Annotated in this window: 9 protein-coding genes; 5 read left to right on the plus strand and 4 right to left on the minus strand. The window is 64.6% G+C overall.

Translation table 11 applies throughout. From position 1 onward, the window contains the following. Window positions 1-72: 72 nt before the first annotated feature. Window positions 73-624 (minus strand): macro domain-containing protein, encoded by a 552-nt coding sequence (locus tag ACROSR_RS19855; protein ID WP_432687620.1) that lies wholly within the window; start codon window positions 622-624, stop codon window positions 73-75. Window positions 625-1,316: 692 nt separating this feature from the next. Here ACROSR_RS19855 and ACROSR_RS19860 point away from each other — a divergent pair. The 4 genes from ACROSR_RS19860 to ACROSR_RS19875 all read left to right on the plus strand — a co-directional run bounded on the left by ACROSR_RS19860 (window position 1,317) and on the right by ACROSR_RS19875 (window position 4,091). Further along, window positions 1,317-2,636 carry a site-specific DNA-methyltransferase gene (locus tag ACROSR_RS19860; protein WP_432687621.1) on the plus strand — a complete coding sequence of 440 codons (1,320 nt, stop codon included), beginning with the start codon at window positions 1,317-1,319 and terminating at the stop codon, window positions 2,634-2,636. After that, window positions 2,636-3,463, plus strand: coding sequence for a DNA cytosine methyltransferase (locus ACROSR_RS19865; RefSeq protein ID WP_432687622.1), 828 nt, complete (start codon window positions 2,636-2,638; stop codon window positions 3,461-3,463). Before ACROSR_RS19860 ends, ACROSR_RS19865 begins: the two co-directional genes overlap by 1 nt. A 170-nt stretch (window positions 3,464-3,633) precedes the next feature. Further along, window positions 3,634-3,849: a DUF7220 family protein gene (locus ACROSR_RS19870; protein ID WP_432687623.1), complete on the plus strand. Its 216-nt coding sequence runs from the start codon at window positions 3,634-3,636 to the stop codon at window positions 3,847-3,849. A gap of 17 nt (window positions 3,850-3,866) precedes the next feature. After that, window positions 3,867-4,091 (plus strand): hypothetical protein, encoded by a 225-nt coding sequence (locus tag ACROSR_RS19875; RefSeq protein WP_432687624.1) that lies wholly within the window; start codon window positions 3,867-3,869, stop codon window positions 4,089-4,091. 46 nt (window positions 4,092-4,137) lie between these two features. Here ACROSR_RS19875 and ACROSR_RS19880 read toward each other — a convergent pair whose 3' ends face one another. The 3 genes from ACROSR_RS19880 to ACROSR_RS19890 all read right to left on the minus strand — a co-directional run bounded on the left by ACROSR_RS19880 (window position 4,138) and on the right by ACROSR_RS19890 (window position 5,370). Continuing rightward, window positions 4,138-4,350: a hypothetical protein gene (locus tag ACROSR_RS19880; RefSeq protein WP_432687625.1), complete on the minus strand. Its 213-nt coding sequence runs from the start codon at window positions 4,348-4,350 to the stop codon at window positions 4,138-4,140. Window positions 4,351-4,464: 114 nt separating this feature from the next. Further along, on the minus strand, window positions 4,465-5,004 hold the full coding sequence (locus ACROSR_RS19885; protein WP_432687626.1) for a DUF3489 domain-containing protein: 540 nt from the start codon (window positions 5,002-5,004) through the stop codon (window positions 4,465-4,467). A 96-nt stretch (window positions 5,005-5,100) separates the two neighbouring features. Beyond that, window positions 5,101-5,370 (minus strand): hypothetical protein, encoded by a 270-nt coding sequence (locus ACROSR_RS19890; RefSeq protein WP_432687627.1) that lies wholly within the window; start codon window positions 5,368-5,370, stop codon window positions 5,101-5,103. A gap of 117 nt (window positions 5,371-5,487) precedes the next feature. Between ACROSR_RS19890 and ACROSR_RS19895 the strand changes: the two genes are divergently transcribed. Then, on the plus strand, window positions 5,488-5,957 hold a 470-nt coding region (locus ACROSR_RS19895), incomplete at its 3' end, for a hypothetical protein (RefSeq protein ID WP_432687628.1).

Raw genomic sequence — 5,957 nt, forward strand, 5'->3', positions numbered from 1 at the left:
ATCAGACATGTCACCGCTCCGTTTTCGGTGCCGTGAATCACGCAGCGCACCTGAAATCAATGGGTCCAGAGCCTAACCCTCAGCCGACGGCGCCGTGAGTTCGTCGAGAACCTCTGAATGAATCTGCAGGTCCGCCGGGTCGAAAAGCACGAAGCGGATGAGGCTGACCGTGGAAAGCCGTGGTAACTCGTCGACGACCGTCTTCAGCGCGACTCGAGCCGCCGGTTTCGTCGGATAGCCGAACGCGCCGGTAGAGATTGCGGGAAAGGCAACATAGCGAATCTCGTTCTGTTCGGCAAGGTGAAGCGCCTTGCGATAGCAAGCTGCCAAAAGACCATCGGACGGCTCGTCGCGGCCATATATCGGGCCGAGGCAGTGGATTACGTGACGGTTGGGCAGGCGGTGCCCGCCGGAGATGACCGCCTGGCCCGGGCGAATCGGCGCGAGCGGTTCGCATTCCTCGGTCAGTCCGGAACCGGCAGCACGGTGAATTGCTCCCGCCACGCCGCCTCCGATACGCAACTCCGCATTGGCGGCGTTGACGACGGCATCCATGTCGGGCTGATTGGCGATGTCACCCTGGACGCATTCGATGACTACATCGTGGAGCGTTCGTCTGGTCATGAACCTACACCTCCTCTTGAGCGCGACCTCGGGCCGCCGTCGCGCTAGTGACTGCATCTTATTGCAGATATCTGATCTGCATCGACGGCAAGGAGTCGCTCGATCTCTGTATCTCGCGTCCCGAGTCTGGCATGAGGCGTGCGGGCAAGCAACGCTTTGCGGGGTATGGCTGCGACCTGAACACCGTCGCGTTTGCGCCACTTCCATACGGTTTGTTCGGTGGTCCCGTGCCGCGCGGCAACGATTCACGCTGGTTCCTTGCTGGCCTGTATGGTGGCCCTGATCTTTGGTGTCGTTGTCGCTTGACTGTGAAGTTTGATCAGCATCCCGCCTCCCGTTTCGCACTTCGCTTAGAACGGACCGTGCCATCAACAGCGCAGATCGACGAGGGGCAAGTGGATACCTGCGTCGTGGGAGTCCACCCTGCAATCCACTGGATTCCGCCTTGGCGGAGTCCAGCTGTCTGCTGGGCAGGCTCTAACCGTGGGCAAGCGGCGACATGCCCTCCCCGAACATGCCGCCACACCCACCTTCTTGAGGCGTCTCAACACGGTCTCACTGGCGGATTGAGACCGCGTCCCCCTCCCATTGCGCCAGCGCCTGGATGCTGACGAGCCATTGATTCGTAACAGGTTTTCATAGCGCTATCGCGCCTGGCGTCGCGCCGCAATCAATCGAACAGGATCACCGATATGACCCTCGCCTTCGCCCCGGAACGGATCGAGCAGTGGCCGCTTGCGCGCCTGCAGCCATACGCGAAGAACGCCAAGCAGCACGGCGCGGACCAGGTCGCGAAGCTGGCCGCCAGCATGGCCGAGTTCGGCTGGACCGTGCCGTGCCTCGTGGCGGAGGACGGCGAGTTGATCGCGGGCCATGGCCAAGTGCTGGCGGCCGCGCAACTGGGGCTGACCGAAGCGCCGGTGATCGTGCTCGGGCACCTGACCGAGGCGCAGCGGCGGGCGTATCGGATCGCCGACAACAAGTTGACCGAACTTGGCACGTGGGACGAGGCGCTGCTGTCGGCGGAACTGAACGAGTTGCTGGCCGAGGATTTCGACCTGTCGCTGGTCGGGTTCTCCGATGGCGAGCTGGACAAGCTGCTGGCCTATGTCGCCGATAGCGACGAGGAAGCGGGCGGCGACGGGTGCTCTACGCCGCCGGTGGTGATCCCCGAACCACCGCGCAACCCGGCGTCGCGCACCGGCGATCTGTGGATCCTCGGCGACCACCGGCTGCTGTGTGGCGACAGCACCAGCGAGACGGATGTCCGCCGCCTGATGAATGGTGAGCGCGCGATCCTGTTCGCAACCGATCCGCCGTATCTCGTCGACTACGACGGCTCGAACCATCCGACGCGCAATAAGGACTGGTCGCAGTCTTACGGCAATACCTGGGACGACAGTTCGCAGGGCGCGGAGCTTTACGACGGGTTCATCTCAGCCGCCGTGGCCGAGGCGATCACCGACGATGCCGCCTGGTACTGCTGGCACGCCTCGCGCCGGCAGGCGATGCTGGAAGCCTGCTGGGAAAAGGCCGGGGCGTTCGTGCATCAGCAGATCATCTGGGTGAAGGACCGCGGCGTACTGACCCGTTCCCATTACCTCTGGAAGCATGAGCCCTGCTTCATGGGCTGGCGCCGCCCCAATCGCCCGCCGAAGATCGCGGAGCAGACGCTGCCCTCGACATGGGAGATGCCCAGTTTCACGAAGGACGAGCGCCCCGACCACCCGACGCCGAAACCGCTCGACGCGTTCGGCATCCCGATGCGCCAGCACGTGGCGCGTAGCGGTGTCTGCTACGAGCCGTTCGCCGGGTCCGGCTCGCAGATCATGGCGGGCGAGGCCAATGGCCGCCGCGTCTTCGCGATGGAGATCAGCCCGGCCTATGTCGATGTCGCCGTCGAACGCTGGCAGGCCGAGACCGGTAAAACTGCCATACTCGATGGTGACGGACGGACCTTCGCGCAGGTGAAAACCGAGCGGCTCTGCGACAAGGCCGATGCCGCCGCCTGATGGCCGTTTATTACAACGATGCCGATCCCGCGTCCTGCGCCTGGCTGCGGGAACTGATCGCGGCCGGGCACCTGCCCGATGGCGAGGTGGATGCGCGGTCCATCCTCGAGGTGGAGCCCGCCGATCTGCGGGGCTTCACGCAATGTCATTTCTTCGCTGGGATCGGCGGCTGGCCCTATGCGCTGCGCCTCGCGGGCGTGGCCGAGGATCTGCCTGTCTGGACCGGTTCGCCACCCTGCCAGCCGTTCAGCCAGGCCGGGCACCGCAAGGGACAGGACGATGACCGCCACCTCGCCCCCGCCTTCCTGCGCCTCGTGGTCGCCTGCCGACCCGGCCTCGTCTTCGGCGAACAGGTCGCGAGCGCGGCAGTGCTCGGACGGGTTGGCAGAACGCCTGGAGCGGCGACTGAGGGCTCGGCTGACTGGGCGTGGTTCGACGCTCTGGCGGCTGACCTGGAAGCAGCATCTTACGCCGTCGCAGCGGCCGATCTGCCGGCTGCGGGCATCAGCGCGCCGCACATCCGGCAGCGGCTGTTCTTCGGCGCCGTTGCCTTCGACCCTGCCGCAGGCAGGCTGGGCGACCGCCTCGGCGCGGGATCACAAGGACGGATCGGAATGCCGGGCGGTGCCGATCAATGCGCTGCTCGGCCGACAGGTCTGGCTGGCGGGATGGCCGACGGCGATGGCAGGCTCGCCGGCGACGGCGAACTACAACGCGGCCGGGAACACCGATGCCAGCCGGTGGACGATGAAGCTGGTCGACTGGTCGAAGGCACAGACCCCGCCGGGACCCATGCGACGGACAGCGTTTGGCGAGATCCGGACTAGCTCCTCTGCCGGGATGGCCGCTGGCGGCCCGTTGAACCCGGAACATTCCCGCTGGCTGATGGGATACCCGCCCGCATGGGGCTCCTGCGGGGCTACGGCAATACGATCGTGCCGCCGCTCGCGGCGGAATTCGTGACGGCGTTTCTGGAAAGCCTGCCGGAGGGAGCGCGATGAGGCAGAGTCGCATGATGTCGCTAATCGAGGCGGCGACGAATGTCGTCGTCGGCTACGTTCTGGCCATCGCCACACAGATCGTCGTGTTCCCGTGGTTCGCGATCGAGACGGGGCTTGCGGAGCATTTGGGCCTAGGGCTGGTATTCGTCGGCGTGTCGCTGGCGCGCATCTACCTGCTGCGACGGCTGTTCGAAGCGGTCCAAGCGCGATAGGGTCGATCAGCTCTTGGATGGCAAACGATACGTTCGCGGTAGGCGCGGTTCGCTCGACGACGCCCGGATTTTCTGCGCGCTACTGGAAGCCGGAAGCAATCATTCGCTGCCATCTTGAAGTCTCATCACATGTGAACCTTGTGGTGGCGCGGCCGGGAGCATATCTTCTGCTGATGCGTCTGCACTCTATCGGAGATTGCACGCTACTCATCAAGATCATCGCCCTGATGCGCATCAGGTAACCATGATTTTCCTGAGATCGGTCCGTCCGGCATGTTGCCGGGCCGGTTAAACAACCAGCGAGGACGTGATGGGAAAAGGCGACAGCAAGCGCGGAAACAAGGAAGTTAAGAAGCCGAAGCAGGAGAAGCCCAAGACCTTGGCGACGGCCAATTCCGGCGCGGAGAAACCAGTTTCGCTCGGCGCGAAGAAAGCCAATAAGGTCAAGTAGATTGGCAAGCGGGTGAGCACAGCGCGCTCGCCCGCTTCCACTGATGCCATTTCATGAACCTGTCGAGTTTAACGGGTGTTCCCTGTCGGGTCTCCTCCAGCGGAATCCAACAATACCAACGCTGCAAGCGACGTCGTTAATCCGTCAGCGAGACTTGCTGCTGGTCATGCATTGTCAGGCAGGCTGTAGCAACGCCCGCGCCCCTCAACCTTCTCTGAGGTGATGATCAATCCAAGCTTCTTCTTCAGCGCACTGGACATCGCCCCCCTCACGGTATGAGGCTGCCAGCCCGTGGGGGCGACAATCTCGTCGATGGTCGCGCCACCGTCGGCGCGAAGCATCGCGATCAGCGCCTCTTGCTTGGTTCCGCTGCGGCGGCGCACCGGCTGCGGTGTGGCCTCGGGCTCCGGCTCCGGCTGGTCGTCGTTCTGCACGTCGGGCGCGTCCGCGATGCCGAGGGTGCTGTAGGCCAGCGGCGTCGCGCGCAGGGTGATGGGTCCGCGCTCTTCGTCGTGCCGCCAGACGGTGTTGAGATCGGTCGCTTCGATTTCCTCGATCAGCCCGCGTTTCAGCAGGCTCTTGCAGACATTGCCGACCGCGCCGCCCTTGAGGGTGGTGGTGACGTGAAACACGGCCCCCTCGTCGCGCGCGCAGGCGGTGGACAGGATGAAGGACTGGGCGTCGGATAGTTGGATCTGGGTCATGGGTCTTCTCCGGTTTTGGCTCTGCGATATACAGGAGCTTCTACCGGGTGAAGCCCACCATGCTTTCGGGCCGTCCTTGGTCAAGGTTCGACGGGGTTACCCGGCGTATTCGCGCTCGCCGAAAGCGCTGTCGGTGATGCGCTTGAGCAGCCCGTTGTAGTGCTCGAGCGTGCCGACCATGGCCCAGCCCACCTCGTCGGGATGGCAGTTGAAATGGTCGTCGCTGAGCGCCTGCATGCGGGCGAGCATCTCGTCGATCTCGGCCTTCTTTGCGATGAAGGCGGCGAGCGCGGCTTCCTTGTTTTTCCGCGCTTTCTCGGCGCGCAGCTGGTGGCGGGGCGTGGTTTGCGGGTTCAGGCTGGTCATGGCGTGGCTCCGTGTGGTGAGTTGCATCGTGCTTGTGGGATCAGACTCGCTCCGGTCCGGCGTGCAATCAACCGAAATCTCAGCAATACCATTGCTTTATATCGCGCGGGGTGAGCCATGCAGGGCCTGAGCGAACGCCAGTATGCCGCCCGCGTGGGCCTGTCGCGCGGGGCGATCCAGAAGGCAAAGGATGCCGGGCGACTGGTGTTGCACCCTGATGGCAGCATCGACGCGGAGGCGTCCGACACACGCCGCGCCGAGACAACCGACCCGTCGAAGACCCGCGCCGCGCCCAAGGCAACCACGGCCGCAAAGTCAAAACTGAAGCCGGTGCCCGAGGCCGCGGTCTCCGCGGTCGGGGACACGCTCAAGGAGCAGGGAATGGCCGCACCACCCGTTGGCGGTGGCACGACCTTCCTGCAGGCCAAGACCGCGAACGAGGTGCTCAAGGCGCAGGAGCGCCGCATCCGGCTCTCGAGGCTGAAGGGCGACCTGGTCGACAAGGCGCGTGCGGAAACGCTGATCTTTCGGCTGGCGCGCGAGGAACGCGATGCCTGGGTGACCTGGCCCGCGCGGGTGGCCGCGCT

This window comes from Roseovarius tibetensis, from assembly GCF_050896375.1.
Classification (GTDB): Bacteria; Pseudomonadota; Alphaproteobacteria; order Rhodobacterales; family Rhodobacteraceae; genus Roseovarius; species Roseovarius tibetensis.

What these genes read in the sequence shown, in the direction of transcription:
- ACROSR_RS19855 (WP_432687620.1), bottom strand. Translation starts at nt 624, where the DNA reads ATGACCAGACGAACGCTCCACGATGTAGTCATCGAATGCGTCCAGGGT.
- ACROSR_RS19860 (WP_432687621.1), top strand. Translation starts at nt 1,317, where the DNA reads ATGACCCTCGCCTTCGCCCCGGAACGGATCGAGCAGTGGCCGCTTGCG.
- ACROSR_RS19865 (WP_432687622.1), top strand. Translation starts at nt 2,636, where the DNA reads ATGGCCGTTTATTACAACGATGCCGATCCCGCGTCCTGCGCCTGGCTG.
- ACROSR_RS19870 (WP_432687623.1), top strand. Translation starts at nt 3,634, where the DNA reads ATGAGGCAGAGTCGCATGATGTCGCTAATCGAGGCGGCGACGAATGTC.
- ACROSR_RS19875 (WP_432687624.1), top strand. Translation starts at nt 3,867, where the DNA reads ATGGCAAACGATACGTTCGCGGTAGGCGCGGTTCGCTCGACGACGCCC.
- ACROSR_RS19880 (WP_432687625.1), bottom strand. Translation starts at nt 4,350, where the DNA reads ATGGCATCAGTGGAAGCGGGCGAGCGCGCTGTGCTCACCCGCTTGCCA.
- ACROSR_RS19885 (WP_432687626.1), bottom strand. Translation starts at nt 5,004, where the DNA reads ATGACCCAGATCCAACTATCCGACGCCCAGTCCTTCATCCTGTCCACC.
- ACROSR_RS19890 (WP_432687627.1), bottom strand. Translation starts at nt 5,370, where the DNA reads ATGACCAGCCTGAACCCGCAAACCACGCCCCGCCACCAGCTGCGCGCC.